The organism is Nocardia sp. NPDC057440, assembly GCF_042802915.1.
Lineage (GTDB): Bacteria > Actinomycetota > Actinomycetes > Mycobacteriales > Mycobacteriaceae > Nocardia.
In genome coordinates, this window is sequence record NZ_JBHVDF010000008.1 from 38,777 (window position 1) to 65,049 (window position 26,273).

A 26,273-nucleotide genomic window follows, 5' to 3' on the forward strand; every position below is an offset into this window, starting at 1 on the left:
ACGCCGTACTCTGTCAACGGTCAGTTGGGACCGGCTTGGGCGCACTTTCGATGATTTGGTGGTTCAGTCCGCATGGGACCTCGTGATGAAACTGAGGAAATCCTGTCCTCGAACAGCCCGGACATGCGATCCTTGACTTGACCGATCATCTCAGATGTCTTGTGTTAGAGAGAGTCTGAGGTGTTGGTCGGCAGATCGGATTGTCACCAGGTAGACCAGTTGCCATATACCGGCGGCTGCCCCCTTCGATGACAGGAGTCCGCAACTGTGAGCGAAGAATCCGACTTTGAACTACCCCCGCCAACCGCAGCAGCCTTCACAGCGGCCGCGCGACGGCAATTGCGATTCCTGTGAGAGAGCTGGACGGGGTGGTCAGCATTCACTGCATGTGGCCCGCTCGGGTTGCCGGGTGTGGAAGTCCTCTGAGGTCGCGCACATAGATGGCGCGCTCACAAATTGTCCTCCCCGGAGGCCAGTCTTTCCCGGAAATGGTGTGGTCAAGGACAACTCGGGGAACGTAGTCGCCACCCACACGACACGTTTGGTCGGGGCGGAGTGCAGCCGCGCCCGCACATCGGTTTAGGCGGCGTACTTGATAGCAATCGGCTTGCCTGTGGAAACGGTTCAGACCGGACTCGGCTGATCCCGGAACCGAAATGGGCTATTCGCTGGGAATCGGGTCATGGCAGCGAGCTACTAGCGGCGGGTTGGCCTCGGATACAAGATCTTTGAGGACGGCAGTCTCGTCCGGACTGCGGACGGGGCTGGATACGGAGGAGAGGCATGGTGAGCGTCCGGATCGATATCTTACGCAAACGCTCGATGAGTTCGCCGACCGGCGGGTCGAGATTCCAGTGGAGATGATCGGATTCGGGGAGGGTTGCGGGTCCCGTTTCCGGGCCGCACATCGGCCAGATCCCGCGCCAGACTGTGCTCATGGACACCCGCGCGGCCGTGCACGCCACTACCGACATCCTCCCAGTCGGCTCGGTGTTCGTCCTGCAACGGTTTACCGACGCCGCACTGGCGGCCATGGCGGTCGACTTCCGCACCGGACCACTGCTGATCGCGACCACCGAGCACGGCGCGTCCACCCTGCCCCAATCCGCGACCGCCACCGGCAGCTGGTCATGGATCGAACCCGCGGGCACTGACTGGACCTCCCGGCCCATTACCGTCCCCGACCCGGCATCCCTGCCTGTCGGCGGCGATCCCGAAATCCGCTCCGGGTTCCTTTTCTCGAGGATGCCGCGAGCCGAAATACCCAGCAGCACAACGAGCGAGGAGCCCGCTGATGACCATCGTTCAGCAATACACCGCCACCACGAGCACCGAAGGCGCGGTGAGCAACATCTCCCCGTTGTATTTCGACCTCAACACCACGCCCGACCCGGTGCGGGTCTCACCCGCCAGCGGCGACCCGCAACGTGCGAACTTCGTTCTGGTGGGCAGTCGCCGCAGCACAACCGCCATCGAATGCCGAAAGATCACCGTCACTGTCCCCACCGGCAACAACTCGCCCGACCTCACCCCCGACCTCACCAGCGCGACCGCCCAGATCAGCCTCCCGGGCTGGACCCCAAGCACCAACACCGCCACCAAAACCATCACCTTCACCCCCACCTCCGGCTACGCCGAGATCGGTCGTGACCAAGGCGTCACCGTGCAACTGATGGGCATGCGGATCAACACCGAAATCGGCAGCGCGCCACTGAAAATTACCCTCTCCTGGCGCGAGCCGGGCTACACCGACCCCGAGGACGGCTGGGAAGACGGCATCACGATATTCGATGTGGGCAAATTCCCGCCCGACTTCCATATGGCCAACTTCATGGCCGAACAGTTGATCATCGACAACAGCGATTCGGTCAAACTCAATTGGGAAGCAAGCGGCGTCTCCTCGCTGCGGCTGATCTACGACGCCGCCGACATCAACGTCCTCAACGAGGCCACTTACACGGTCAACAACGTCGACCACACCACCGTGTTCTACCTGCGAGCGACAGTCCAGGTCGGCACCAACACCGTCGAACGCACGCTATCGGTCACCGTCACCGTCCGGGTACCCGACCTCGAAGTCAGAAACTTCACCGTGCTCGGCGAGTTCATCATGCCAGCGGTGAAGGAGACCGTGAGCGTGACACCAAACCTTGGCGAGCTCCCGCAGTACCCGGCCACGAACATGCTGGATGGGAACCTCGAAACCTACTACCTGAGCAACGGCAAAGCAGAGGCCACCGGCTCGGAAGTGGCACTCGATCTCGGAAGCCTCAAGGAGATCAATTCCCTCCACGTCTACTTCGGCACACCGGGCAGCCCGCCCTCACGACTGAGAGGGATGTTGGCCACTTCGCCCGACAATTCCAGTTGGGAGATACGGAACAGGTTCCAAACCCTCTTTTCAAATGAAGTACACGAGCACTTCCCCGAATATGTGCCGGTGCGTTACGTCAGGCTGATCTTCATGGAGGCCTCTCAGGACCGCATCGCCATTCGATCGTTTCAGGTTGGGCCGTCGTTGACACCCGTACGGATCACCCGCGAAGCCGCCGAATTCGGGGTCCCCGTAACTGCACATCGCGGCATCACCGATCGCTGAACATCCTTTACGAGCCACGGGGATCGGGAAGCAACCAGCTGCCACAACGCCCCACTCGTCCGGTCGATCTGCCCCGCGACGAGGCGCTGCGTACCACCATCGTGGGACCGCGGTGGGGCATCACGGCAAGGGATCCGCGGTGCTGGACGTGGGGCGAATAGTGATATCGGCGACACCGTGTCGGTCGGCGACGCAGTCGTGGACCGAGCCGACCGGCACGGACCGGACCCCGCTACCCATCACCGTCCGCGTCCCTGCCGGTCGACAGCGATCCCGAAATCCTTCCGGCTACCCGGTCCTCCGTGTTCGTTATATATCCCCGGCCGTGCTGAAGCTGGATCCGTCTGGGCTCAGCGCAGGTCGTCGTTTGGGTGAAAGCGCCTAACGTGCGGGAGTCGTTGCTCAGCGTTCGGGCGTCTACGTCAACAACGGTTGAGTCAGTCGGCAATCGAACGAACGGGTGCGCCGACCATATGGCTCTGCCGATCTAGGTATCGATGCCGCGATGTCGGTGCCAGAGGGACTGCCAGAGCGGCATGGTGCTGTCGGTAGAGGACTCCGCTGGAGTTCCGTGTCGTGTTAAGTGGGCTGTACAGCAGACTTCGGAGTGCGCTGATAGGGCATTTCCGGACGTTGCTATCGATGACGAATGCGGCGAAGTGTGTTCGCGGAGCGGATGATCCACGGTGCGGCGAGCCCGGCGGCCATCGCGGTCAGTGGTACGACGACTTGGATCCAAGGGGCGCGAATCGGCCGGTAGCGCGTGATGCCGTGGCTGATTTCGATGTAGCCGAGTGGGCGTACATCTGTGCCTCCGCCTACGCTGCCGGCCGCGGCGCCGAATCCGAGGCGCGCGCGGGCAACGGGGATGATGGTGATGCTGTCGGCAGTGATCGGGTCGCCGAAAACCGTGGCCGCGCCGGTGTGTTCAGCGACCAAGTCCGCCATTTGCTGCTGTAGTGCCGCAGCCGCATCTTCGGTGCCGGGCCCAACCGGCAGGGAAACGGGATCTTGCGATGCCTGCATGGTTGTGGACCTCCGTATAACCGTTGAAATGCTTGGGCTAGAGGCTAACTGGGACCCGATCCCGCTGCTCGCGGCGCGCCCGATGGATCACCGCGGTGCGGTGTCGTACTGTCGGCGCACCATCTCGGTGATCCAGATGGGCGCGAACGGCGACGTGCAGTTCAGTGGAGTCGGGTAGTCCTCGAGCACCTTCAGGCGCTCACCGATGTCGATTGCGCGGGTGCGGTGCTCGGCGTGCTCGATCCCGATCTGAGCCAGGCAGTGGTTCATTGCCCACTGCAGGCGATCCGGGGCGATTTTCATCTCCGCTTCGACGATGTCGAGCAGTCCGGCGAGGTCGAGGCCCGTGGGCTGCTTCGCCACGCGTTCGGTGGTCAGCGCCCAGCCGGGCACTCGCCACCGCTGGATTCGGGTCGGCGAACCAGGCGACGCACAGCTCTTCGGCGTGCGGGTTCTTCTTCACCACGTAGTTCACCAGCCAATCGTGCACCTTGGGGTGCGCGCCTCGCGCACTATCGCGTCCGACTCGGCACGTTCGCATTCGGGCGGCAGATCGGGATCGCCGGCAGTTTCGCCGCGGTGTCATCGGTCTCCCAGAGCCGCCGCGCGAGGTTGGTCAGCACCGAGATCCCCTGGTACGCCGCGACCAGCGCGACGGCCAGCTCGCGCATCGCGCTGGTGTCCCATCTCGCGGAACTGCCGTTCGGCCCAGGCGACCAGGCCGCGCATGTGCTCGGCCGGCTTCCGGCCCAGGCCGTTGGCGCGCTTGTCCAGTTCCGAGGCCAACGTGCCGGTGGCATCCGTCCGCGCGATGAGGTCGCGCTGGTCAACCCAGCCGCGGACGAGCGCCTCGCGCCGCCGGCGTGGGGTGGGGTGGGCAGCGCGTCGAGCAGTGCGCACAGCGCGTCGCCGTGCGCGCCGATGGCGGCCTCGACCAGTTCGTCCTTGGTCTTGAAGTAGTAGTAGATGTTCCCGACGGGTGCGTCGGCGGCGTGCGCGATGTCGGCGAGCGTCGCCTTCTCGATGCCCTGCTGGTGCCGGACGGTGGCCGCGGCGGCGGTGAGCCGTTCCGGCCCGCCCGGTTTTCGCGCAGTTGAGTGAGTCGCCTGACTAAGTCTGGACAAGTCGGCGCGACTCGGCTAACGTCTTGCGTGTCAGTTAGTCAACTGACTAACTACCTAACTCTGAGGAGAAACAATGATCGTGGTAACGGGCGCGACCGGAAACGTCGGCGGCGAGCTGGTCCGGATCCTCACGGCTGCCGGCGAGGAGGTAGCCGCCGTGTCCCGCCGACCCGGGCCGCTGCCGGACGGCGTGCCGCACCGGGCGGCCGACCTGGGTGACCGGGACGGTCTGCGGGACGCGTTCGACGGGGCCCACGCGTTGTTCCTGCTCGTCGCCAGCGACGACCCGGATGCGATCCTCGGCATCGCCAAGGAGAAGGGAGTCCGCCGGGTCGTGCTGATGTCGTCCCAGGGCGTCGGAACGCGACCGGCGGCGTACGGTCACGCGGCGGCGTTCGAGGCCGCGGTGCGGGGCAGCGGGTTGGACTGGACGATCCTGCGCTCCGGTGGCCTCGACTCCAACGCGTTCGCGTGGGTCGAGTCCATCCGCGCCGACCGCACTGCCGCCGCACCGTTCGGCAGCGTAGGGCTGCCGAACGTCGACCCGGCCGACGTTGCGGCGGTCGCCGCAGCGACGCTGCGAGAGGAGGGACACGTCGGCCGGACGTATGAGCTGACCGGCCCGGAGCTGGTGACCCCGCGTGAACGGGCCGCAGCCATCGGCGCCGCGCTCGGCACCCCAGTGCGCTACGTCGAACAGACCCGCGACGAGGCGCGTGCCCAGATGCTCACATTCATGCCCGAACCGGTCGTCGACGGTACCCTCGCCATCCTCGGCGAGCCGCTGCCCGCCGAACAGCGCATCAGCCTCGACGTGGCACATGTCCTCGGTCGCGCCCCGCGCACCTTCGCCGACTGGGCCACCCGCACGGCTGCCGCCTTCCGGTGAAGCCCATGGTCCAGGCGTTCCTTACCGAGCCGCGGATCGCGACCCTCACCACGATCCGCTCGGACGGCACGCCGCACGTCGCACCGGTGCGGTTCACCTGGGACGACACGGCCAGCACGGCCCGCGTCCTGACGGTCGCCACGTCCCGCAAGGCACGGAATGTGGCGAGCGGCGGTCGCGTCGCCCTCTGCCAGCCGGATGGCTTCCGATGGGTGACGCTCGAAGGCACCGCCGCCCTGTCCGCTGACCCGGACCGGGTGGCCATCGCCGCCCGCTGGTACCACCGACGCTACCGCTGCGCCCCGCCCGCCCCCGCCGGACGCGTCGTCATCGAGATCGCGGTCGACCGCATCCTCACCCTCAACCTCTGAAGGACATCCCATGCCCAACACCCGCGTACTCGACGCGACCATGCACCACCGCGAGACCGGCACCGGCGCACCGATCGTATTCCTGCACGGCAACCCGACCTCGTCGTACCTGTGGCGCAACGTCCTGCCCGCCGTCGGCCCCGGCCGGTTGCTCGCCCCGGACCTGATCGGCATGGGGGACTCGGGCAAGCCGCCGATCGACTACACGTTCGCCGATCATGCGCGGTACCTGGATGCCTGGTTCGACGCGATGAGGTTGGACCGCGTGGTGCTGGTCGGCCACGATTGGGGCGGCGCGCTCGCGTTCGACTGGGCGGCCCGCCATCCAGGCCGGGTACGCGGAGTCGCGTTCACCGAGACCATAGTCAAGCCGATGAGCTGGGACGAGTTCCCCGAGGCCGGTCGGGACCTGTGGCGAGCCATCCGAACCGACGGCGTCGGCGAGTCCATATTCCTGGAAGACTCATTCGTCCGGGACGGGCTGCGTGCGATCTCGGACCGACTCGATCCCGCAGACCTGGAGGTCTACCAGCGGCCGTACCCTACGCGGGACAGTCGGCTTCCGCTGCTGCGCTGGGCACGCTCGATGCCGCTGGATGGGACTCCGAGCGACGTCATCGCGCGCGCCGAAGCGTACGACGAGTGGCTGGCGTCCAGCCTGGACGTACCGAAGCTCATGGTGACCTTCACGCCGACGTACGGCACGATGACCGAACCCGCCGTCATCGACTGGTGCGCAAAAACGATCTCCGCCCTCGACATCCAGCGGTACGACGAGGTCGCTGGCCACCATACGCCCGAGGACCAGCCGGACCTGCTCGCCGCCGCCATCTCCGACTGGCTGGACCGCAACAGCCTCCGCTGACCCGTCACGCCGCCCGGCACGGAATCGAGGACTGGCGATTGCTTCCCGCGGACCACACCTCCGAGGCGTACTCGGCCTGTCGGAGTCGGCCAGCTGGTCCGTGGTGGGGAATGCTCTCGCATGAGGGATATCCCGGACGGCTCGGGGCCGGGGATGCCGGCGTTAGGCGTCGGCTTCGGTCACGCGCGGAAGATCGATCCCAACGAGATCATCGAAACCGTGCAGGCTTTTCTCGACACGAAGGACGGGAAGAATCTGCGCCGGTCCCTCGAAGCTGAGACCGGCGAACGCCACGGGGTCCTCGTCGTTGACTGGACGGTTAGTGAATGGCACACCGTCGAGGAACTTGGCGAAGCCTATATCCCTACCGACCCCTTTGAGCTGCCCTCCGAGATCGACTTCCTGTGGATGATCATCTACGGCCGCTGGGTGCGCTATGACCGTCGTGAACGCACGTGGACCGGTGGCACCGCCCCTGATTAATCCCAGAGTTCCTCGGGGTGATCGGGTTCCGGACCCGGTTCGGTCGCACGGTATGCGGCTAGTTGGACACCGGTGCCCGCCGACTACCTCAGGGTCAACGAACTGCTGGCCAAGATCGAGGCGGAGATCCGGGCGGAATACGAGCCCGCGCTACTCGAACTGGGCACCAGGGACGCCGAAGCACTGAAGCACATCCTCAGCAGCTTCAGCATCACCCGCGCCCGAGACGCTGCCTGGGCCACCACCCAGATGCTCTGGATACAGCGCGACAACACGCTGCTCCTCAAATTGACGAAGCGATCCCTCGAGGAAACCGTCTCCGCCGCAGGCCGAATGCTCCTCACCCCGGTCGTTCCACCGCCGAAGTGACGATCGGACGACTTGGCCGACGCCGTCGAACGGGTTCGGCCAAGCCGTCCACCGTCGCGAGCGCAGAACCGTTCAGCTCCGGATGGTTCGGCGTTCTTCCGAGGGCATCCGGGGATGTACTTCAGTTCGCTGCCATGACCAAGTCGCGATAGGGCGGTCATCGGCATTGAGGATGTCCCGACTCCGGTGGGCATGACGGCAGGTGCCCGTAGTCTCTGTCGTTGTCAATCCAATGCCCGCGTGGCCGAGGGGACTACAAGCCGATGAACATCACCGCACCGAACCCCGATGACGCCGACCTGAGCTCGTTGCACGGCGAGGTGGATCGCACTGCGGCGGCGGCGAACAGGGCGGGCCCAGTCGGGCTGCCACCGCTGACCGACGCGCTGCTGAACTATCTCGACGCGATGGCTGCCGCCGATCCGGCCCTGACGCATCCGCACGTCCGGCCCACGGTACTGACCGCCTCCCATACAACTCGTGCCTATTTCGGAGCACGGCTGCGGCATACCTCCGATGCCGCCCGCTGCGAGTTGCCGCTGCTGCGGATGTCGTTGGCCGCCGGGCCCGACGAGTCCCTGGGCGCGCCGTCCATCCACGATTGGCTCGAAGCATTCGAATTGGCACTGATCTGCCGCAACGGCGGCAACGACCACTACCTGCGCAGCCAGGCCTACACCATGTACTACCCGCACTGCTGGGCTCCCGATGACGCTGAGGCCGTACGGATTCCCGCCGCGTACGCGACCGCGTTGGCTGCTTTGGCGAAGCGCGCGCGCTGGCCACGTAACAAGCAGGTCAGGGCCGAGATCGCCGAACTGATGCCGCCGGCGCTGGATCGGCTGGCCGAGATTCCTGCGGAATCACCATGGACCCCGCGCGTTCAGATCGTGCGGCTGCTGGCAGCGGGCGAAGACGCCACTCCGCAGGTCGCCGCCGCGGTGGAGCAATTCCGAGCTGCCCGCCGCATCGCATGGCCGTTGCTGGCCTTGGCGGCCCTGGCACACGACCTGAACCTTCCGGCGCAGATCGAATCCGACTATTTGCCAAAGCGTTTGATGATATGGCAGCCATGATCAGCGCCGTGGCCGGTTCGGGCAGCGCGATCAGCGGCATTACAGCGCGTTCAGAGCCCGTCTAGCGTTCACGAACAACGGTTCACTCCTGTTCGCCACGACGCGCGACCCAGGATTGAAGGGCGATCATCGGTGAACCCGGCGCAGGAAAGAGCCCGCGAGCGGTGCTGCCTCGTTTCGAGGCCAGGCGGCGTTGGATGCGGCGGATGACCTGTTTCTGGGCTGTCGTGCTACCGCACGGGCCTTTGTATCGGCAGAGTGCCGTTGAGCGCCTTCGTAGCAATGGAGGTCAGGGCGCTGCTGAGCCGCTCAGGGACGCTCCGCCAGCGTGCCGGGGCCTCGGGCCCACCCGAATGTGCCGTCGACGGCGACTAACCTGTCCGGGTGACGATCACCGAGTTGCCCTTCGGGTCCTGGCCGACCTCCATCACCTCCGAGAGTGTCGTCAGCGCCGCAGTGCGCCTGGGCGAGGTGCGGGTGGATGGGGCCGAGGTGTACTGGTCAGAGGGCCGCCCCGCCGAAGGAGGTCGGACCCAGATCGTGCGCCGCGCTCCCGACGGAGCGCGCACCGACCTGCTGCCGGAGGGGATGGACGCCCGCACGGCGGTCCACGAATACGGCGGCGCTGCGTGGTGGGTGCGCGACGGGGTGCTTTATTTCGTCAACTGGGCCGATCAGCGGCTGTACCGGATCGAGCGGGGCGGGGTGCCGGTCGTGCTGACCCCGGAGCCCGCCGTGCCGCGCGGTGACCGTTACGGCGACGGCGCATTCGGTCCGGACGGCGCCACCGTCGTGGCGATCCGGGAGAGCCATCCAGTCGGCGGACGCGGCGCGATCGATGTGCGCAACGAGATCGTGCGACTGTCCGCCGATCGGCCTTCGCAGCCGGAAGTCCTGGTCAGCGGCCCGGATTTCGTCGTCGCACCGCGACTGAGCCCGGACGGGGCCCTGCTCGCCGTGGTCACGTGGGATCATCCGTCGATGCCGTGGGACGACACTGTCCTGCGGGTGCGTGATCTGGCGACTGGTACGGACACCGTCGTCGCGGGCGGCCCGGGCGAGTCGGTGCAGGAACCGCGCTGGCAGGAAGACGGCTCTCTGCTGTTCCTGTCCGACCGCAACGGGTGGTGGAACCTCTACCGGTGGACACCTGGCGGCGACATCGAGGCCGTCATCGAGGTGGATGCCGAAATCGGTGTACCCGCATGGCAGCTGGGCTCGGCGCGCTACGCAGTGCTCGGCGATCACGGCATCGTGTTCGCCCGTTGGCGCGACGGCTACGACGGACTTGCTGTGCGTCGCCCGGACGGGTCGGTGACCGATCTGAAGCTGCCCTTCTCCGCGATCGTCGCGGTCGAGCGAGCGGACGAGAACGCCGTGGTCGTGGCAGCGGGCACACCCACCGCCGAACTCGGTATCTATCGTATCGAATTCGTCGACTCAACCCTCGAACTCGAAACCCTGCGCGCTCCACGCGATCTCGGTCTCGAAGCTACCGATGTCTCTATACCCGAGCCGATCTCGTTCCCTTCGATGGATCGCGTCGGTGCGCCGCGCGCCGCACACGCGCTGTTCTACCCGCCCGCGAGCACCCGATACCGCGGTCCTGACGGGGAACTGCCGCCGCTGCTTGTCATGATCCACGGCGGTCCGACCTCGCACGCGCTGCCGGTGCTCTCACCGAGTACCCAGTACTGGACCAGCCGCGGATTCGCCGTCGTGGATGTCAATTATGGCGGCTCCACCGGCTACGGCCGCGCCTACCGCGAACTGCTGTGCGACGCCTGGGGTGTGGTTGACGTGGCCGACTGCATCGCAGCCGCCCGATGGCTCGCAGCCAACGGCCGCGTCGATCCGCGCCAACTCGCTATCCGCGGTGGCTCGGCAGGTGGCTACACGACGCTCGCCGCGCTGGCCCGAGCGGACACACCTTTCTCCGCGGGCGCCGACCATTACGGAGTCGCCGACCTCGAGGCCCTCGCCGCCGAGACCCACAAATTCGAGAGCCGTTATCTGGACGGCCTGATCGGCGAATACCCGTCCGAGCGGGACCTCTACCGAGAGCGGTCGCCTATCCATCACGTCGACCGGTTCCGCAGTCCCCTGATCGTTTTGCAGGGCAGCGAGGATGCCGTGGTGCCGCCCAATCAGTCACAGATGATCGTCGACGCGCTGCGGGAGCGGCGGATCCCGGTCGCCTATATCCTCTTCGCGGGGGAGCAGCACGGGTTTCGGCGGGCGGAGAACATCCGCAGGGCATTGGACTCCGAATTGAGTTTCTACGGCCAGGTGTTCGGATTCGAACTGCCGGCTGCCGAAAGGATCGAGCCGGTCACCGTCGAGAACCTCCCGAACGACCAAGGGCGGGAGCGCCGATGATTGCGACACCAGTCGAGGGCAGTTCGAAAGGCCAGAGAAACATGCTGTGCCGCGATCGACGAGGCCGCTGCAGCGGGTGCCCGCCACATCCTCTCTACACCAGTCACCTGGTTAGCGCCTCGTCGTATTTCCAGCCCTGCCGCGACCATGCCGCCGCACCCGAATCGAGCGATGGCCGTGGCATGGAACGACCTGCCGCGGAGGGGTCGTGGTGTATCGAAGTCGTTGGCGGACAACGAGCTCAGTCGATGGCGCCGCCATACCAGGTCGGGAGTGGACGCGCTTCGATGGCGACCTGGTGGGCGGCCGCAGCGAGCAGGCGAGTGGAATCCAGTGTGGGCAAAGGCGATACGTCCGGCGTCACCAACAGCGGGATCTCGGTACAAACCAGGGCGACGGCGTCACAGCCCAATCCGTGCAGGCGGTTGATGATATCGAGGTAGCGCTGCCGGGATGCGGCCGTGAACACTCCTTCGCACAGTTCGGTGAAGATGATGTCGTTGATCAGGCGGCGCTCGTCGGAGTCGGGGATCTCGGCGTCGATTCCCTTGGCCGCAAAGACGCGCGGGTAGATCGGGCCGGTCATCGTGTACTTGGTACCCAGCACGCCGACCCGCCGATAGCCCTCCGCGGCCGCCTTTTCCGCGACGATTTCGGCGATGTGCAGACCCGGCAGCGCCAGGTCTTCGCCGTCGGACTCCAGCGCCATATGCGCGGTGTTGTCGGGGCAGACGAAGAATTCGGCTCCGGCGTCGGCGAGGCGATCGACGCTGGTGGCCAGGGTCTTTCGAATCGCGCCGTGATCACCGGCCTCCCACGCGGGCATGCTGCGGCCCATCGCGATGCAGTCCAGGGTCACATCGGCGTGCTCGTGCGTTCCGAGATCGCGGGCACCCTCCTGCGACAGCGTCCGCAAGCAGAGCGCCGCGCCTTCGATACTGTGCGCCAAGATACCAACATGCCTCATCACGCTGCTCCTTGTTCGCGCCGATTCATGCCGTCCATCTTCGGCGGAGATCATCCGTTCTGAGCCGGTTTCGACAAGACCGGTCGGTCGCCCGTCTCCACCGAACCAGCGGCGGTCTCGTGCTGCGGCATGCCCCCGTGCGGACTGTTGAGCACCAGCGGCGCCGAACCCTTCCGCAGGTAGCCGAAGTCCTCGTAGTACTCGATGTGCTGATGCCCGCCGTCCGTCATGGACCCCACGCTGCGAAGGTCCTCCGCGAGGAGCGCTCGGCTCTCCCGGTCCCCCACCAGAAGCAGGACCCGGCGCTGCTCGACGACCTGGACGAGCAGTCGAGGACCAGCGTCCGAGCGGACTTCGACAGCCGCGAGATCCTCGGTCTCGAACCTCCCCTCGCCCCGGGCCACCACGGGGGCCAGACCTTCGAACTCCGCCGCGGAACCGCTGACGTCGACCATGCCGTCACTGAACTCCTCGACCCTCATACCTCTCCCTACGACACAGCGGGGCCAGTTCCTCCGCGCAGGCGTGCAGTTCGGACAAAAGTACGGGACCAGGCGCGGCCGGGCCGAGTCCCTGTGTCGCATTGGCCAGGCCATGTCCGCACGGGCTCATGGCTCCTTTACTGCGCTTGCCGACTGCGGTGCGCTGGGCGTCTGATTGCCTGAGCTCAGCAGCCCGGTCGATCGGCCGCTTCGGCCACGAGCCTCACAACATCGTGGAGGTGATCCGGAGTGGCCAGTGTGAATCGGCTGCACGGTGGTGTTCGTGCCGACGTACCTCGTCGATCGTGGGGCGTGGGTGTCGATCGTGTTGCGCGCTCACCGAATATGGGAGGCCGCCATGGTGAACCAAGGGGTTCCCCCGCAATCGGGCGGTTGGGCGAAAATCGCCGTTCGTGAGCACACGGTGAGGGTTAGGTGAGCGCGGTCGGCGAACGTCTGTGTCAAGGAAACAGACCCGAGCACAGGAGTTTCAATGTCTCAGATCGGCAAGTTCGCCCTCGTTACCGGCGCTTCTCGCGGAATCGGCCGCGCCATCGCCCTGCGGTTGGCGGCGAACGGCGCGGTGGTCGCGGTGCACTACGGACACGACGACGAAGCGGCGGCGAAGACCGTCGCGGAAATCGGCGCGGCGGGTGGGCAGGCGTTCGCCATCCGCTCCGAACTGAGCACGCCCGCCGGAATCGACGCGTTGTTCGCCGAGCTGACGAAGAGCCTGCCGGACGGACGGCTGGACATTCTGGTGAACAATGCCGGCGGCGGCGGTGGCAACGGCTCGATCGAGCAGCTGACCCCGGCGGCGGTGGACAGCCTCTTCGCGGTGAATGTAGCCGCGCCGCTGTTCATTTCGCAGCGGGCGATCCCGCTGCTGCGCGATGGCGGTCGCATTGTCAATATCTCCTCGTGCGCACCGCGGGTGGCGGCCCCGTCGCAGGTGGCCTACGCGATGAGCAAAGGGGCGATCGATGTGCTCACCAAGACCCTCGCGGTACAGCTCGGTCCGCGCGGTATCACCGTGAACGCGGTGGCCGCTGGTGCGACCGAGACCGAGGGGATGGCCGGCTTCCTCGATGGCAATCCGCAGGTGCGGGCGAGCATCAGTGCCATGACCGCGCTGGGCCGGGTGGGGCAGCCCGCCGATATCGCCGATGTGGTGGCCTTCCTCGCCTCCGAGGACGCCCGCTGGATCACCGGCAATGTGGTGGATGTGAGCGGCGGCACCGCCATCAGCCCGGCTATCGGCGCCCAGTAGCCGGCCACCCGGTAGCTCGGAGATTGCGCGGGCATACTGTGAACCGTGCAGTTCGGAATCCTCGGTCCCATCGAAGTCCGCCTGGCCGACGGGAGACCGATCGCGGTCGGCGGCCCGCAGGTGCGGGCGTTGGTGGCACTGCTGGCGCTCGACGCCGGCCGCTTCGTGTCGCGAGATCGGTTGATCGATGGTCTCTACGGGGAGACGCCACCAGCCAATACCGGGCATGCTCTGCAGGCGCAGGTGTCGCGGCTACGGCGTGCACTGCGCAGTGCGGGCCGCACCGAGGAGATCATCGAGTCCTCGGCTGCCGGGTATCGATTGGCGGTAGCACCGCGGGACATCGATGTGCACCAGTTCCTCGAACTCGCTCAGGACGGTCGAAGGGCCTTGCACAACAAGGATTTCGCCACCGCGGCCGTCCTGCTGGACGAGGCCGCGCGGCTGTGGCGTGGCCCGGCCCTTGCCGATGTGGCGGATGCGCCCTTCGCCGCGGTGCGGACTGTTCACCTCACCGAGGCGCGGCTCGCGGCTCTGGAGGATCGCGCGGAGGCTGCGGTGGCGCTGGGCGATCACCGAGCAGCGCTGGCCGCGCTGCCCGAAATGGTCGCGGCGCACCCGCTTCGAGAGCGGGCACGGGCCCTGCTGATGAGGGCCCTGTACGGCGCGGGGCGGCAGGCGGAGGCACTGGCGCTGTTCGAGGAGGGACGGGAGCTGCTCGCCGAGGAACTGGGTGCCGACCCCTCGGCGGAATTGGCCCAGGCGCATCTGGCGATCCTGCGCGCGGAGGCCGAACCCGAACGCGCGGCCCGGCGGCTGCCCACGCCGTTCACCGGATTCTTCGGGCGCGATGCGGAATTGGCGCGGGTAGCGCTGCTGCTCGTGCAGTCCCGACTGGTGACGCTGACCGGTCCGGGCGGGACCGGCAAGACGCGGTTGGCCTTGGAAGCGGGCTCTCGCACCGCGGGGCCGGTGTGCTTCGTGGATCTGGCCCCGCTGGTGGACGGGGCGCAGGTGGTCCAGGCGGTGGCCGCGGCATTGGGTGGGCGCGAGAGCCCCGGGCACACCCCAGGCGAGCCTCGCGATATCGAGAGCCGTGTGCGCGCGATGCTCGTCGAACGACCGCAGCTGATCATTCTGGACAATTGTGAGCACCTGATCCTCGACACCGCACGCCTGCTGCACCGGCTGCTGCTGGACTGCCCTGGTTTGCGGGTGCTGGCCACCAGTCGGGAACCCTTGCGGATCACCGGCGAAACCGCTTTCCCGGTCGGGCAATTACCCGTCGCCGCGGCCGATGCTGCATTGGCTGAGCAGCTCGAGTGCGCCGCCGTCCGGTTGTTCGCCGATCGTGCCGCCGCCGCGCGACCCGGATTCGCCGTCGATGCCGCGACGATCGGCGGCGTCCGGCGTGTGTGCGCCCGCCTCGACGGATTGCCTCTGGCTCTCGAACTCGCCGCCGCCCGGCTGCGCACCCTCGATCTCGACGAGATCGACGCGCGCCTCGGCGACCGCTTCCGGCTGCTCGCCCGCGGTGACCGTACCGCCGAGCCCCGCCATCGCACCTTGCAGGCGGTGGTCGAGTGGAGCTGGGAGCTCCTGTCCCCGGCCGAACGGCTACTGGCCCAACGGTTCTCGGTTTTCGCGGGCGGAGCCACCGCGCGGACCGCGCTCGATATCTGCGATATCGACGATGCCGATGAACTGCTCGACGATCTGGCCGACAAATCATTGGTGGAGGTGACGGGCGGCCGCTACCGAATGCTGGAGACAATTCGCGAGTTCGCGCGACACCAGGCGATCGACTCGGGCGAGCATGAGCGGTTGCTGAACGCGCACGCCAGGTATTTCACCGCCCTCGCCGAGCGAGCCGACCCGCTGCTGCGCGGGGCCGACCAGCTGGATTGGCTGGCCCGGCTGGCCGCCGATGACGGCAATCTGCAAGCGGCGCTGCACTGGGCGGTGCGTACCGATCCGCCGCTGGCGCAGCGGCTCATCGCTGCCCTGGCGTGGTATTGGTGGTTGAACGGTCGGCCCGGTGACGCAGTCGAGATGGCCGAACATCTACTGCCCCAACTTGATTCGTCGTCCATCGAGGAGTACGCACTGTGCGTGGCGGTGGCGGCGCGGGCCGGCGGCGAGTCGCGAGCGGAGATCGAACGTGCGGCTGCGGCGGTATCGGAATCCCGAACGTCGTTGCGGCGACCGCATCTGGTGTTTCTGCTCGCTATCGCGGGCGGTATGGCAACCGTCGATCCGGATCGCTCGCGACTGCTCTTCGGGCCTGACTTGTGGTCGCGGGCCTTCCTCCGATTGGGTGATGGTCTGCGCCTGCTGATGTCTGGGCGCATTCTCGACTCCGAGGCTGAATTCCACGGTGCCCTGGACGGTTTCCGCGCAACTGGCGACCGCTGGGCGATCGCCACGGCGCTGGACAAACTTGCGGCGGTTGCCGACTGGCGCGGTGATCGATCGGCCGCCTTGACCTTGATCGATGAGGCCGTGGAGCTCAACACCGAGCTGGGCACCGTCGACGACACCGCCGATCTGCTCAACCGCCGCGGTGACATCTTGGCCGGCAGCGACCCCGACGCCGCCCGCGCCGCCTACGAACGCGCCGCCGAACTGTCCAGCTCGGTGGGCGCGACGGATATGCACGCCAATGCGATTCGCGGGCTCGGCGATCTGGACTGCGCCGACGGGAACCTGTCGAGCGCTCGCGAGCGATACACCACGGCCCTGAACCTGGCATCCGAAGGCCCAGTGGGCGCGATCGAGGCCCGAACCCGCGCGCTAGTCGGCCTGGGCTGGGTCGCCGTCTCCGAAGGCGACCTGGAGGCGGGACGTGCCACACATCGCGCGGCGTTCGAACTCGCATACCGCCACCATCTGCGACCTGCCGCGGCCGCGGCCGCCGAGGGCTTGGCCGGAGTGGCCGCCACGTGCGGCGATGTGGCGCGTGCGGCTCAACTGCTCGGTGCTGCCGAAACGTTGCGCGGTCTGCGCTCCGAAGGCGATGGTGAGGTCGCCAGGATCACCGTCGAAACCCGCTCCGCTCTGGGCGAATCCGGATTCCTCGCGGCCTATCACAAGGGCCGCGGCTACCCCGTTGAGGAGGTGGCCGCACTGGTCCGTGAGTGACAGTGAGCCGATGGTGAGGGCACGGTGAGCGACCCCACGAAGCTTCTTGCCATGATCGAGACACCGTTGAGCGCATGGGTCTCATGCCGCAGCCGCGCCGGGCCTCCACCGATATGCGCGGCGGCGCTTGGGCCGACCGTCGAACAAGGCCCTCGCCACGCTGGGCCTCGAGCTGATCGACCTCGCCCCGGCGATGACGAGGTGCTTCGCGGCGACCTCGCCCGCATTCGGTTCGATGCCACCAAGTATCGGCCTGCGGCTGCGGGAGCGGATCCGGCGGCAGCGCGTCGACGTGGACTCCGGCCGCCATCAACGACTCTTGCAGCCGGGCGAAAGGGAGCTCCGATTCGTCCTCGACACCCGTGCGGCGTGGCTTTCGCCAGGGCCAGCTGGTGGTTGGCGAGGAGCTCGTGTCACACCGGCGGACCCTATGTCGTCAACCAATAGACAACCCAGCATGACAATGATGAACGAGGATTGAGAATGTCTATCGAGAACTTGCGCACCGCGGTCCGTGGCGGTGTGATCCTGCCGGGCGACGCCGATTTCGATCGGGCGGCGCAGCCGTGGAACACTGCAGTCGCGCAGTCCGTGGCCGGCGTTGTCGAGGTGGCCGATGCGCTGGATGTGGCGGCGGTGCTCGACTACGCCAGGCGGGCGGGTCGTGCAGTGGTGACGCAGCCGACCGGGCACGGTGCGACCGGCGATATCGACGGCGCGATCCTGCTACGCACTACACGCTTCAACAGCGTCGACATCGACGCCGAGCAGCGGGTGGCGCGGGTCGGCAGCGGCGTGCAGTGGGGTCAGGTGCAGGCCGCGGCGGCCGGGCACGGGCTGACGGGGCTGGCCGGGAGCAACCCGGTCGTGGGTGTGACCGGATACACCCTCGGCGGCGGTTTCGGTTGGTTCGCCCGGAAATACGGGTGGGCCGCGAACGCGGTACGCGCCGTCGAGATCGTCGACGCCTCCGGGCGTCCGCAGCGAGTCACCGCCGACTCGGATCCGGACCTGTTCTGGGCCTTGCGCGGCGGCGGTGGCGACTTCGCGATCGTCACCGGTCTCGAATTCGAATTGTTCGCGCTGCCCCGGCTCTACGGCGGGCGGGTGATGTGGCCGGCCGGCCACACCCGCGAGGTCTTCGACCTGTTCACCGAGCTCACCACCGGTGCACCCGCCGAACTTTCGGTGTGGTTGCAGCGCTATCAGATTCCCGGCGCGGCGCCGACCGTCGCCATCGACTTCGCCTACCTCGGCGATCCTGCCGAGGGACGGCACCTGACGCGTCGGCTCGACACGATCGAGGGCATCATCGCCGATACCCGAGGCGAACTCAGCCCGGCCGAGATCGGCAGGATCACTGCCGAACCCACCGATCCCAGCCCGTCGCTGTCGCGGGGCGAGCTACTCACCGATCTCGGCGACGCGGTGGTGAAGACCCTCATCGACGCACCCGTCGCACCGCTGCTCAATGTGCAGATCCGCGGTTTGGGTGGCGCGCTCACCCAGGACCGGCCCGACAGCGGTGCGCGCGGAGCGCTCACCGAACCGTATGCGCTGTACCTGCTCGGGCTCGGGTTGCCCCAGCTGCTCGGCGATATCCGTGGCCGGTTCGAGGAGATCATCGGCGCGCTCGGGACGCACATCACCGGCGCTAAGCCCTACACGTTCCTCGCTCCCGGTGAGTCCGCCGCCGCGGCATTCGATTCGGACACTCTGGCGCGGTTGCGGGAGATCAAGCGAAACCGCGATCCGCACAACGTCATTCGCGCCAACTTCCCGGTTCTGGGCTGACATCGGGCTGAGGGTCGGACCGGCCGCCGTTTTCGGGCAGCGGACTCCCACTGCCCGTATTCAAGCCGCTACCAGTGAGATTGAGAAAGTCTGATGAACTCTATGCCCGAAGCCGGCGCCCGCTGGGGCGATCTGCTGACTCGCGACCGACTGGGTGTGACGATCGTGCTCGCCGGCGGTACAGCCCTGTACGCCATCAGTAGTTATGTGACCGCTAGCCTGCTGCCGACAGCGATCGGCGATATCGGCGGCGCGCGCTACTTGGCTTGGGCTACAACCATTTTCGTGGTGGCATCGATCGTTTCTTCGACGCTGGTGGGCTCGATGCTCGCCGCCCGTGGTCCGGTCGGGTCGTATCTAACCGGATTCGGACTGTTCTCTATCGGCACCGTGATCTGCTTGGTGAGCCCGTCCATGCCGGTGCTGCTGGCGGGCCGGGCGGTCCAGGGGCTGGGCGGCGGCCTACTGATGGGGTTGGGGTACGCGGTGATTCACCAGGCGTATCCGGCCGCGCTGCGCGCCCGGGCGGCGGCGTTGGTGTCGGCGATGTGGGGTGTGGGAACGTTTATCGGACCCGCGCTGGGCGGTGTGTTCGCTCAACTGGGGCCGTGGCGGCTGGCGTTCGGATGCCTCGCGGTATTGACAGTATCGGTCGGGGCGATCGTGCCGTTCGCACTGCGCAGCACAGTGAAATCCGGTCACGCGCAGCGGATTCCGGTGGTCTCGCTGACGTTGCTGATGGTGGCCGCGGCGCTGGTCAGCATCGCCGGCGTGCTGCCGCGGGGCGGCTGGACCGTGGCCGGTGTGCTGGCGGCGCTGGCGGTCGTGGCCGGATTCCTGGCCTGGGAGCGGCGCGCCACGGTGACAGTGCTGCCGCGGCTGACTTTCGTGCAGAGTTCGCCTCTGCGCTGGATCTACCTGACCATGGTCGCGGTCGCGATCGGCATCAGCCTGGAGAACTTCGTACCGCTCTTCGCTCAGGAATTGGGTGCGCTCGCCCCGCTTGCGGCCGGATTCGTCGGTGCGGCAGCATCATTGGGCTGGACGCTGGCGCAGGTTGTCAGCGCGGGCGCGCAGCGGCCGAGTACCGTCGATCGGCTGCGGATCGCCGGTCCCGCGGTGCTGGCCGCCGGTTTGACGCTCACCGCCCTCACTCAGATCCGCGATACGGGCCTGTCCGCGCTGCTGATGTGGGTGCTGTGCATGATGATCGCGGGCAGCGGCATCGGGCTGGCGTGGCCGCACCTGTCGGCGGCGGTCATGGACAGTAGCCCGGATCCGGCCGAATCACAGCAGGCCGCCGCCGCGATCGGCACCGTGCAGCTGATCGCCACCGCCTTCGGCGCCGCTATCTCCGGCGTATTGGTGAATCTCGGCGAACCCTCCCCGTTGCGCTCGGCCCGTTTCCTCGAGCTCGGTCTGGCCGCCATCGCCATTCTGGGTGTGGCGGCCGCCCTGGCCGCACACCGTTCCGCTGCACGTAACACTGTGCAGCGACAGCCGGCCCTCGCCTAGCTATAACCCGTTACACCACAATCGATCTGGATAAATCGTAACCATCGAGATCATGACCGCTGACGGCTACTACGAAGCAGAATCGAAATGCCTCGCACCGGCGAGCCGGGCCGGGAGGGTGCGGATCTGCCATTCGATCCGTCCCACAAGATCTCACACTTTTGATGGGGTTTGCCCAGATCTGGTGCCGGGCCCGGCGGTTGTTGCTGTCGGGGTGACGACGTTGAAGAAGCTGGTCGCCGCCGGCCGGGAATCGCCCGAGTTACAGCCTGGCATGGCAGGATCGGCACCCTGCATGTCGGTCAGGCGCAGTCGTACCAATGGGTGAAGGGGCGGCCCGGGCAGGACAGGCACTCGAAGACGTACACAGCGCCCACCCCGCCTATATCAAGGCCAGTAGGGTCAACGGCGCCAGCCCCACCACCGTCTTCGAGGGGCCGCCAGGTCCGCCAGGAGTCACCGTCCCATTCCCAACTGGCCACGGTCAGCAGGTGGCGCATCGGCTGGCTGCATTGCTCGCAGTCGACGTCGCCCGGTCCGGTGAACCAGGCTGGATATCCGCCGAGCTTCGTGCCCGGCGCCTCAGCGTGGTGAGTGCCGTACGACAGAAGCGGGGCTGCTTCCTCCAGCCGATAGAAATCCTCCTGCCACGCTTCGGCCAGGTCCTCCGGCAGATCCCAGGAGGGGTATTCCGTCACACGCTCGGGGTGGACGACGCAAGGCGCTGGCACGTGGCAGTCTTCAGCTGCGGGATCGGCTGCAGGTGCCGGAAGGACGGCCCCGACTGCTTGGGAGTTACGCCAGAACACCACAGGCCAGGGCGACGCCGGAAAGTCGTGATTGAACGGGCACCACAGGACCTGCAGAACGTCCCTGTTCTGCGGGAAGGACATAACACCGGTCGGCAGATCCGAACGGAAAGCCTGGACAACCGGAACCATCGGCACCTGAGGGGCGCTCGGTGTGCCCCTCCCGAGGTCCTGGTGCGGCCTGGTGCACACCGGCCACGCTTCATCTGCCGGCCACAGCAACGGCCCTCCGACGGAGCTCTGCCTGTTCGACGGGGTACCCCGCCTCGGATGCAGACGGATGGTGTCCCGAGCCCACGCCGCGAGCCCGGGTAGGAGTTCCGTCACGTCAACCGGGCGCGGGGTCGTCCGTCGAATCGCTCCGCATACTGCGGCACCCGAATCCATCACCTGATCAGTCACACGGCGAACCCTGCCAGACACCGCCGACAACACCCACGCGCGCGGACGTCGTCCGCCTCGATCGCCACTGACCTGTGGCTATGCCATATGTGTTGTTTCCGAGCCGCTTCTACCGGACCCGCAGGACGCAGGTGACCGCGCGCGGCCACCCGAATCTGTTCGACCCGGCGGAGAGACGACGAGCCGGAGTGGATTTCCTACTACGACGCTGCCGAACTCGCCTAAGACGCTTCGCATGCCTTCCGATACCTCGGATCGGCTCGGGAAACTGCCAATTCGCAGCGCAAGCACTGACGCCAGCCGCACCGCCGCGCACCCAAGCATTCATCCGGGTCGTGTCAGCGCCTGCCGCACTCACTAGCGGCGACCTCGAGCACGCCGGTGCGCTGATGGCATCCGCTTCAATCAGTGGCGGCGATCTGCAGTCCGAGCGATGGCACGGTGAACGACATCGCAGCCGCTGTCGTCCCTGCCCTGGTCCCAGGTGGAGCGATTGGTCTCTTGGTAATTCTGTTGGGTGCGGCACGGGCCGATGCAGCGCGCCGATGCGTGTCATTGCCGGTGACCTCGCTGTTCCTGTCGCGCTGTTTACCAGGGATTCGGCCCGGCCGCACTGCGGCGACGGAGCTTGCCAAGGGGCGGCCAGCTCCGCGTGATCGGCACCGGGACAGTCCATCGCTGCGAGGCGAGGGGATGCGACGGCAGGAAGGCGGGCTTGGTGCCGGTCCAGCACGAAGCTCACCCAGAGCTACCCGACAGCGGCCTGGTCATGCTGCCCAGCGTGGGATTCCACCGGGAGCTCGGTGGGCACGCGCACGGTACGAATCGGCTGATTCGTACCCGAAGTTGACGACTGCCCTAGTTTGTCACCTAACTCGCGTCAAGCCGACCGAAGACACGACGATGGCCGGGTAGGTTCGGGATCGCCGATGGGGCAACGAATCACCATTCGAGCGTGCTGTGGAGGCGTCCACAGCACGTCGTTCCACGGCACTGGACCGCCCTCCTTCCCGGTTCAGTCTCGGATACGGCCGGTGCGACCGCCTCGAGCGGGACGGCGCATCGGCCTGCCGCAGCTGACGAGAGCCGCTGTCGGCTAGGCCGGATTGCGAACTTTCATCCGACGCAGGGGGACTTTGATCCGATGCGGCTGTGGGCGGAATCGCGCGCACCGGCCGTTGGTCGAGGCACAAGCCTGCGGCTGGCAAATGCGGTCACGAGCACAGTTCCCTGTCAAGTCCTTCTGTTCAGCTGGCCTGCTGAGTGCGGGGCCCTTTACCCAATTGGGAAATAGGTTCGGACGGAGGATAATTCGCGTGCCAGCATGGTCGGTGCTGGGTCTTGGTCATCAGCCGGGGCAGGATCCCGATTCCGCCGGCGAGACGATTGAAGGCGTCGCTACCGCTCGTAGTTCCGCCGGGTCGGCGGGACGGAGGACGGCCGCACGGCGGTCGATCCCGATCTGCGGGGCGGCGATGCCCATTCCTTTGGCGAATGGATGTACTTGCGCGACGCGGTCCATGGCGGTGACCTCTGGCATCCCTGCCAGCACTCACCAGGGGCCAACAGGACTCTGGTCCCGAGCGGTCTCATCCACTGGGACGGGCCGTCACCTTCCCGATTATTCGATGCAAAAACGATGCATTAGAGGCGAGATGGTGCAACACTCGGATAGTGCTCGAGATTGTCGTGCTGGATCGCTGATGGAGCGCGGTACGGGCGATGCAGCGCCGGCCCTTCGAAACGGCTGACGGCTCCTGGGCGTAGGCGATGCCAGCCCATACAAAAACACACGACCCTGTGAGGTCGAATCGACGAAAGTGACAGAACAATGAGGAAAAACCAACGTTCGGTATTGACCGGTCTGGCCTTGGCGGCAGCCTTGCTCGGCGCCTCGGCCTGCTCCGACGACAACTCTGATTCCTCGTCCACGACATCGAAAGCGATGCCCACCTCGGCCATGCCTACCTCGGCGGCGGCGGGCGGTGCGGCGGCGGGTTTGGTCGGGCCCGGTTGCGCTGACTATGCGAAACAGGTGCCGACCGGGCCCGGATCGGTCGACAGCATGGCGCAAGAGCCGGTTGCTGTCGCGGCATCGAACAATCCGCTGCTGAAGACGCTGGTCGCGGCGGTATCCGGTCAGCTCAATCCGCAGGTCAACCTGGTCGACACGCTCAACGGTGGTGAGTTCACTATCTTCGCGCCTGTGGATGCTGCATTCGCGAAAATCGACGCGGCGACGATCGATTCGCTCAAAACCGATTCGGCGAAGTTGACAACCATTCTCACCTATCATGCGGTGCCGGGAAGGCTGACGCCGAGCCAGATCGCGGGCGAACACAAGACCGTCGAAGGTGCCACCGTGAGCGTTACTCGGTCGGGCGACGACATCAAGGTCGCCGACGCCTCGGTGATCTGTGGCGGAGTGCAGACGGCGAACGCCACCGTCTACCTGATCGACTCGGTCTTGATGCCACCCGCGTAAAACGGCGCGGCTGGATATGCATCGTTCATGCACCATGACCGGGAAGAAGGATGATCGAGCATGCGGTGTGTGGTTTTCGGCGCAACCGGTTACATCGGCGGACGCTTGGTGCCTGAACTGGCGCGGGCCGGTCATCACGTCCGGGCGGTGGCCCGGACACCGGCGAAATTGGCGGAGGTGCCGTGGCGAGATCGGGTCGAGGTGGTCCGCGGTGATGTCACCGATGACGACGAGGTGCGTGCCGCGGTCGCCGACCAGGAGGTCGTCTACTACCTGGTGCACTCGTTGACCCGTCGGGACTTCGATGACATCGACCAGCACGCCGCGCGGGTCGTCGCGGACGCGGCGACCGCGGCCGGGGTCAGGCGCATCGTCTATCTCGGCGGCATCATCCCGGAGCACGCGGAGCTCTCGCGCCACCTCGCCTCCCGCGCCGAGGTCGGAGAAATCCTGCGGGCATCCGGGGTCCCGACCGTGGAACTGCGCGCGGCAGTCATCATTGGATCCGGCTCGGCCAGCTTCGAGATGCTGCGCTACCTGTCCGAACGCCTGCCCGCGATGATCACCCCCCGATGGGTGCGCAACCGCATCCAACCTATCGCCGTGCGCGACGTCGTGTACTACCTTTTGCGGGCCGCCGAGCTGCCCGCCGACGTCAACCGTCCGTTCGATATCGGCGGCCCCGACGTCCTGACCTACCTGACCATGATGCGCAAATACGCGGTGGTCGCCGGGCTGACTCGTCGGGTGGTGCTGCCGGTCCCGGTGCTCACGCCGTGGCTGTCGGCGCAATGGGTCAATCTGGTGACCCCGGTGCCGCGTGCCCTGGCCGTCCCGCTCATCGAATCTCTCGTCCACGAAGTCGTGTGCGGCGATCACGACATCGCCGCGTACATCCCCGACCCCGCGGACGGCCTCACCCGCTGCGAACGTGCCATGGAGCTGGCACTGACCCGCATCCGCAACGCCGAGGTGCCGACCCGCTGGTCGGACGCCAGCACGCCCGGCGCGCCCTCGGATCCGCTGCCCACTGACCCGGCCTGGTCCGGCGGCTCACTCTACGAGGATCTGCGTGAGCGCCACACCCATGCCGACCCCGGCACCCTGTGGGCGGTCATCGAATCCATCGGCGGCGAGAACGGCTGGTACTCGTTTCCGCTTGCCTGGTCGCTGCGCGGCTGGATCGACCGGGTCGCCGGCGGGGTCGGTTTACGTCGCGGCCGCAAGGACCCACACCGTCTGCACGCCGGCGAAGCGCTGGACTGGTGGCGCGTCGAACACATCGACCGTCCCCACCTGCTGCGGCTTCGCGCCGAAATGCGGGTCCCGGGACTTGCGTGGCTCGAACTCGGCGTCGAGCCCGACCCCGGTGGGGGTTCCCGCTACCGGCAACGCGCCATCTTCCAGCCGCACGGACTTGCCGGGCACCTCTACTGGAAGGCGATCACACCGTTTCACAACGCCGTGTTCGGTGGCATGGCCCGCAACATCACCGGGACGGCCGAACACACCCCCGCCGCGGCGGTCAGGTCGTGGGGTGCAGGGGGATCGGGGTAAGTGCGGTGGGTCTGTGAGCAGTGATGAGTGGTCCGCGGAGCCGCTGGTCGAGTACTCCGTCGGGGCGGTGGCTCGCAGGCTCGGAATTCCGGTGGCGACGTTGCGGAGTTGGAATCAGCGATAGGGCCTCGGGCCATGGCAGCGCTGCCGGGGCCGGCATCGGCGCTACAGACCGACCGACTTCGCGGTTGCGGTTCGGATGGTCGAGTTGGTGCGGGCGGGCGCGAGCCCGGCCAGCGCCGCGGTGGCTACCCGCGCGGTGGCCGTGCCGGTGCCACAGCTCGGTGACCTCGCGCCGGTGATCTCCGCCGCGGCGCGGCTCGACGCCGCCGAGTTGCTTGCCATGATTACTGCCCATCTCACGCATCACGGGGTAGGGGCGACGTGGAATCGGTTGTGCCGCCCGGCTTTTGCCGAGATCATCGGAAAGCAGGGTGGGGGAGCCGGGTTCGTCGATGTCGAGCATCTGCTGTCCTGGGCAGTGACTAGCAGTCTGCACCGGGCGATTCCGTTGTTGCGCAACGTGTCCGATGGGCCGTCGATCGTGCTGGCCTGTATCGACGGCGAGAACCATTGCCTGGTGGGGGCCTGGACAACGCCACGGTGTATATCAGCCTGCGAAAACACTGAGAGCACTGGCCGAATGGGGTGAAGCCGAAACTCATCACCT

The 26,273-nt window shown here is 66.8% G+C and carries 19 protein-coding genes and 2 pseudogenes; 15 read left to right on the forward strand and 6 right to left on the reverse strand.

The window, feature by feature from the left end; all coding sequences use genetic code 11:
* Window positions 1–1,294: 1,294 nt before the first annotated feature.
* Complete coding sequence (locus tag ACFU4Z_RS18300; protein ID WP_379064377.1) at window positions 1,295–2,599, forward strand: discoidin domain-containing protein; 1,305 nt, start codon at window positions 1,295–1,297, stop codon at window positions 2,597–2,599.
* Between the two features lie 636 nt (window positions 2,600–3,235).
* On the opposite strand, the gene ACFU4Z_RS18305 is transcribed toward ACFU4Z_RS18300, so the two are convergent.
* The 3 genes and pseudogenes from ACFU4Z_RS18305 to ACFU4Z_RS18315 all read right to left on the reverse strand — a co-directional run.
* On the reverse strand, window positions 3,236–3,625 hold the full coding sequence (locus ACFU4Z_RS18305; RefSeq protein ID WP_379064379.1) for a hypothetical protein: 390 nt from the start codon (window positions 3,623–3,625) through the stop codon (window positions 3,236–3,238).
* A gap of 87 nt (window positions 3,626–3,712) precedes the next feature.
* Window positions 3,713–4,236 (reverse strand): annotated as a pseudogene (locus ACFU4Z_RS18310) (DNA alkylation repair protein); the annotation flags it as partial.
* A gap of 324 nt (window positions 4,237–4,560) precedes the next feature.
* Window positions 4,561–4,749: pseudogene (locus tag ACFU4Z_RS18315) on the reverse strand (TetR/AcrR family transcriptional regulator); the annotation flags it as partial.
* A 73-nt stretch (window positions 4,750–4,822) separates the two neighbouring features.
* Here ACFU4Z_RS18315 and ACFU4Z_RS18320 point away from each other — a divergent pair.
* The 7 genes from ACFU4Z_RS18320 (at window position 4,823) to ACFU4Z_RS18350 (ending at window position 11,181) form a co-directional block, all read left to right on the forward strand.
* Window positions 4,823–5,638, forward strand: a complete 816-nt coding sequence (locus tag ACFU4Z_RS18320; RefSeq protein ID WP_379064381.1) for an NAD(P)H-binding protein — start codon at window positions 4,823–4,825, stop codon at window positions 5,636–5,638.
* Window positions 5,639–5,643: 5 nt separating this feature from the next.
* The gene (locus ACFU4Z_RS18325) at window positions 5,644–6,009 is read left to right on the forward strand and encodes a pyridoxamine 5'-phosphate oxidase family protein (protein WP_379064383.1); all 366 of its coding nucleotides are present in this window, start codon (window positions 5,644–5,646) and stop codon (window positions 6,007–6,009) included.
* Between the two features lie 10 nt (window positions 6,010–6,019).
* Entirely contained in the window at window positions 6,020–6,874 is an 855-nt protein-coding gene (locus tag ACFU4Z_RS18330) for a haloalkane dehalogenase (RefSeq protein WP_379064385.1), read from the forward strand.
* 120 nt (window positions 6,875–6,994) lie between these two features.
* Complete coding sequence (locus ACFU4Z_RS18335) at window positions 6,995–7,357, forward strand: hypothetical protein (RefSeq protein ID WP_379064387.1); 363 nt, start codon at window positions 6,995–6,997, stop codon at window positions 7,355–7,357.
* Between the two features lie 72 nt (window positions 7,358–7,429).
* Window positions 7,430–7,726, forward strand: a complete 297-nt coding sequence (locus ACFU4Z_RS18340) for a DUF5995 family protein (RefSeq protein ID WP_379064389.1) — start codon at window positions 7,430–7,432, stop codon at window positions 7,724–7,726.
* Between the two features lie 263 nt (window positions 7,727–7,989).
* Window positions 7,990–8,802 (forward strand): Imm49 family immunity protein, encoded by an 813-nt coding sequence (locus tag ACFU4Z_RS18345; protein ID WP_379064391.1) that lies wholly within the window; start codon window positions 7,990–7,992, stop codon window positions 8,800–8,802.
* Window positions 8,803–9,186: 384 nt separating this feature from the next.
* The gene (locus ACFU4Z_RS18350) at window positions 9,187–11,181 is read left to right on the forward strand and encodes a S9 family peptidase (RefSeq protein ID WP_379064393.1); all 1,995 of its coding nucleotides are present in this window, start codon (window positions 9,187–9,189) and stop codon (window positions 11,179–11,181) included.
* A 241-nt stretch (window positions 11,182–11,422) separates the two neighbouring features.
* On the opposite strand, the gene ACFU4Z_RS18355 is transcribed toward ACFU4Z_RS18350, so the two are convergent.
* Both ACFU4Z_RS18355 and ACFU4Z_RS18360 read right to left on the reverse strand, forming a co-directional pair.
* The gene (locus ACFU4Z_RS18355) at window positions 11,423–12,148 is read right to left on the reverse strand and encodes an aspartate/glutamate racemase family protein (protein ID WP_379064395.1); all 726 of its coding nucleotides are present in this window, start codon (window positions 12,146–12,148) and stop codon (window positions 11,423–11,425) included.
* Between the two features lie 50 nt (window positions 12,149–12,198).
* Window positions 12,199–12,630, reverse strand: a complete 432-nt coding sequence (locus tag ACFU4Z_RS18360) for a hypothetical protein (RefSeq protein WP_379064397.1) — start codon at window positions 12,628–12,630, stop codon at window positions 12,199–12,201.
* 493 nt (window positions 12,631–13,123) lie between these two features.
* On the opposite strand from ACFU4Z_RS18360, the gene ACFU4Z_RS18365 reads away from it, so the two are divergent.
* From ACFU4Z_RS18365 to ACFU4Z_RS18380, 4 genes are all read left to right on the forward strand, one after another.
* The gene (locus ACFU4Z_RS18365) at window positions 13,124–13,900 is read left to right on the forward strand and encodes an SDR family NAD(P)-dependent oxidoreductase (protein ID WP_379064399.1); all 777 of its coding nucleotides are present in this window, start codon (window positions 13,124–13,126) and stop codon (window positions 13,898–13,900) included.
* A 45-nt stretch (window positions 13,901–13,945) separates the two neighbouring features.
* Window positions 13,946–17,041 carry a BTAD domain-containing putative transcriptional regulator gene (locus tag ACFU4Z_RS18370; RefSeq protein ID WP_379064402.1) on the forward strand — a complete coding sequence of 1,032 codons (3,096 nt, stop codon included), beginning with the start codon at window positions 13,946–13,948 and terminating at the stop codon, window positions 17,039–17,041.
* Between the two features lie 483 nt (window positions 17,042–17,524).
* Complete coding sequence (locus tag ACFU4Z_RS18375) at window positions 17,525–18,835, forward strand: FAD-binding oxidoreductase (protein WP_379064404.1); 1,311 nt, start codon at window positions 17,525–17,527, stop codon at window positions 18,833–18,835.
* Window positions 18,836–18,937: 102 nt separating this feature from the next.
* Window positions 18,938–20,350 carry an MFS transporter gene (locus tag ACFU4Z_RS18380; protein WP_379064406.1) on the forward strand — a complete coding sequence of 471 codons (1,413 nt, stop codon included), beginning with the start codon at window positions 18,938–18,940 and terminating at the stop codon, window positions 20,348–20,350.
* A gap of 302 nt (window positions 20,351–20,652) precedes the next feature.
* Here ACFU4Z_RS18380 and ACFU4Z_RS18385 read toward each other — a convergent pair whose 3' ends face one another.
* Entirely contained in the window at window positions 20,653–21,048 is a 396-nt protein-coding gene (locus ACFU4Z_RS18385) for a hypothetical protein (RefSeq protein ID WP_379064408.1), read from the reverse strand.
* A 2,344-nt stretch (window positions 21,049–23,392) separates the two neighbouring features.
* Between ACFU4Z_RS18385 and ACFU4Z_RS18390 the strand changes: the two genes are divergently transcribed.
* From ACFU4Z_RS18390 to ACFU4Z_RS18400, 3 genes are all read left to right on the forward strand, one after another.
* On the forward strand, window positions 23,393–24,046 hold the full coding sequence (locus ACFU4Z_RS18390; RefSeq protein ID WP_379064410.1) for a fasciclin domain-containing protein: 654 nt from the start codon (window positions 23,393–23,395) through the stop codon (window positions 24,044–24,046).
* A 60-nt stretch (window positions 24,047–24,106) separates the two neighbouring features.
* Window positions 24,107–25,603 (forward strand): SDR family oxidoreductase, encoded by a 1,497-nt coding sequence (locus ACFU4Z_RS18395; RefSeq protein ID WP_379064412.1) that lies wholly within the window; start codon window positions 24,107–24,109, stop codon window positions 25,601–25,603.
* 199 nt (window positions 25,604–25,802) lie between these two features.
* Entirely contained in the window at window positions 25,803–26,255 is a 453-nt protein-coding gene (locus ACFU4Z_RS18400; protein ID WP_379064414.1) for a hypothetical protein, read from the forward strand.
* Window positions 26,256–26,273 lie beyond the last annotated feature (18 nt).